Raw genomic sequence first — 2,099 nt, 5'->3', positions numbered from 1 at the left:
GACCTCCGAGAATCGGATTCGGGAAGTGCTCCAGACCAGCCGCAACTTCCAGATCCTCTACTCCGACGAGGTCACAGCCCGCATGGAGCAGGCCCGCCGAGCGCGAGAAGCGGAAGCCCGCGCCGAGCAGGCCGAGGCCGCCATCGCCCGCGTACGCGAGCTGCACAAGCCATTCCAGCGCCGCGACGATGTCGCCTACTGCGACCACTGCTCCGTCTCGTCAGGGTCAGAGTGGCGCCGCTACGTCCTCGTACCGTGGCCCTGCGACACCCTCGTCGCCCTCGACGGCCCCCAAGAGCCCGACCAGGCCGCTAGCCTGCCTTCAGAGGAGGAGACGACCGATGCTGACCGCTGAGCAAGTCCTACAGATCATCAACGGGGGCGAAGCCCTCGAACTCTCAACGCTGGAACTGTGCGTCATCACGGGCGGCTACACGAAGGGGTTCGGGTCGGGGCCGATGGCGGGCGAGATCGTCAACCTGTCGGAAGAGACGTTCTGGCCGTTCGAGCGCGGCGAGATCCTGATCGTGGACCGAGACTCGGGTCGGGAGCCTTTCGGCGAGGGCCGCAAGCCCGCCAAGTGGGGCGTGACTGCCGTCTACACCGGCAACTGGGATGAGGCGTGGACGCTCAGGCGCGAAGCCCTGTCCGCCCCATCAGGGGAGACCGATGACGGACATTGACAGGCTGCTCGACGAGTTTGCCAGCAAGGTCGGCTCCCCGTACGGCATGAGCGCTGAGCAGGTCGTCTCCTACCTGGCGATCGGCGATCGACAGCACGGAGATGCGCCAGACGAAGAGTGCGGTGCGGTTGACCCCCGCGACGAGAGCGCCTGGTGTCGCCGCCCGGTCGGCCACCAGCGGGCCTTTCACTGCCGCTACAGGCTTGACGAGGACTGGCCTGAGGTGTCAGCCCTACCAGAGGAGGAGACGTGAAGGTCGGAGCCCTGCTGCTGACTACCGGTCTGATCGTCATGGCAGCCGAGGTGTGGCTAGCCGTGACCGCGCCCAGCTTCATCATCCTGGCGGTCGTCCTGTTCGCCCTGACGGCGTTCACCGAGTACGTCGTCTTCACCGAGTGGTGGCCGGACCTCATGCACAGCCGCAGGCAGAAGGCGTGGATTGCGCACCGGGAGCGGCTGATCGCAGGCCAGCGTCATGAGTGAACTGCTGCTCGACCTCGACGAGCCTGCCACCCGAGAGCACGTCACCCGGTGCGCCGCCTGCAAGCACACCCTGCGCACCCCTGAGTCTCGTGCTCTCGGCATCGGCCCTGACTGCGCGTCCAAGCTCGGCATCGCACCCCGCAAGCCCCTCCGGATCTCTGGTGTCCCTACCGGGTGGGACGTGGAGGGGCAAACAGACCTACTGGAGGAGACGTGATCGAGAAGACGCTCAACTGGACCGACGAAGACGGCGAGGCGCATACCGCGCGCCTCATCGCCGAACATGGCGGCCACAAGCAGCACTGGTGCGTGGGCAACATCATGCGCTGCTCCTGCGGTGAGGCCGTTGGCCGCCTGAGGGGTCAAGGCTTGTTCGTCGCCCAGTCCTGTCGCGTCTGCCCGCTAGGTGCCGAGAATCCGCAGGTGGCACTACCCTGAACGCGGAAGCGGCCTCCCGCCCGCCAGCAGGAGACCGCCCTCAAACCCCACACACCCCAACGCCACATGAGGTCTCCCGAACAGCGTACTCATCGGGGGAGGCCGCAATGCCCAGGTACTGGATCCACTCCGCGCCGGACAACTACACCGAAGACGGCCAGCGGGCATGTGCCCGCGGCGACCGCTGCTCAGCACCCCGGATCGCCCAGGAGGGCGAGCGGACAGTCCGCCTCCCAGCCCTCACCTACCAGGCGTTCTGCCCACTCGACCGCAACGCCATCAGCAAAGCCCTCAACGACCTGCCCGAGCTGTTCGTGCGCGTCCACCAGCGGCTCGACAAGTCCTTTCAGGTGGCCGGCGGACCGGTCGTATCCGTCTCCAAGTCGGCACCCGTCCCCATCAGCCTCGCCGCCGATGAGCTGATCCGGCTCATCCTCGCCACGCTCGTCTCCTGGGAGGAACGAGTCCGCACCGTCGCCCAACTCCGCCCCCTCG

7 protein-coding genes are annotated in these 2,099 nt (G+C 67.0%); all 7 read left to right on the top strand.

Going from position 1 to position 2,099, the window contains the following annotated elements:
- Positions 1–355 (top strand): hypothetical protein (locus tag BMX74_RS42635; RefSeq protein WP_218154280.1); only part of this gene is annotated, 355 nt, incomplete at its 5' end.
- A complete protein-coding gene (locus BMX74_RS42630; RefSeq protein WP_091106186.1) occupies positions 342–683 on the top strand; it encodes a hypothetical protein in 342 nt (113 codons plus the stop codon). The genes BMX74_RS42635 and BMX74_RS42630, both read left to right, overlap by 14 nt.
- Positions 670–936, top strand: a complete 267-nt coding sequence (locus BMX74_RS42625; RefSeq protein WP_091106185.1) for a hypothetical protein — start codon at positions 670–672, stop codon at positions 934–936. Before BMX74_RS42630 ends, BMX74_RS42625 begins: the two co-directional genes overlap by 14 nt.
- A complete protein-coding gene (locus tag BMX74_RS42620) occupies positions 933–1,166 on the top strand; it encodes a hypothetical protein (RefSeq protein WP_091106183.1) in 234 nt (77 codons plus the stop codon). Before BMX74_RS42625 ends, BMX74_RS42620 begins: the two co-directional genes overlap by 4 nt.
- Complete coding sequence (locus BMX74_RS42615; RefSeq protein WP_091106181.1) at positions 1,159–1,383, top strand: DUF6011 domain-containing protein; 225 nt, start codon at positions 1,159–1,161, stop codon at positions 1,381–1,383. The genes BMX74_RS42620 and BMX74_RS42615 overlap by 8 nt, the downstream gene beginning before the upstream one ends.
- A complete protein-coding gene (locus BMX74_RS42610) occupies positions 1,380–1,604 on the top strand; it encodes a hypothetical protein (protein ID WP_091106180.1) in 225 nt (74 codons plus the stop codon). Before BMX74_RS42615 ends, BMX74_RS42610 begins: the two co-directional genes overlap by 4 nt.
- Before the next feature lie 107 nt (positions 1,605–1,711).
- Positions 1,712–2,099 (top strand): hypothetical protein (locus BMX74_RS42605; RefSeq protein ID WP_143078990.1); only part of this gene is annotated, 388 nt, incomplete at its 3' end.

The organism is Nonomuraea pusilla (genome assembly GCF_900109355.1).
In the GTDB taxonomy this organism is placed as follows: domain Bacteria; phylum Actinomycetota; class Actinomycetes; order Streptosporangiales; family Streptosporangiaceae; genus Nonomuraea; species Nonomuraea pusilla.
Note: the sequence above shows the minus strand (reverse complement) of the source record. Positions and strands in the feature narration are given on the sequence as shown.

What these genes read in the sequence shown, in the direction of transcription:
- BMX74_RS42630 (WP_091106186.1), top strand. Translation starts at nt 342, where the DNA reads ATGCTGACCGCTGAGCAAGTCCTACAGATCATCAACGGGGGCGAAGCC.
- BMX74_RS42625 (WP_091106185.1), top strand. Translation starts at nt 670, where the DNA reads ATGACGGACATTGACAGGCTGCTCGACGAGTTTGCCAGCAAGGTCGGC.
- BMX74_RS42615 (WP_091106181.1), top strand. Translation starts at nt 1,159, where the DNA reads ATGAGTGAACTGCTGCTCGACCTCGACGAGCCTGCCACCCGAGAGCAC.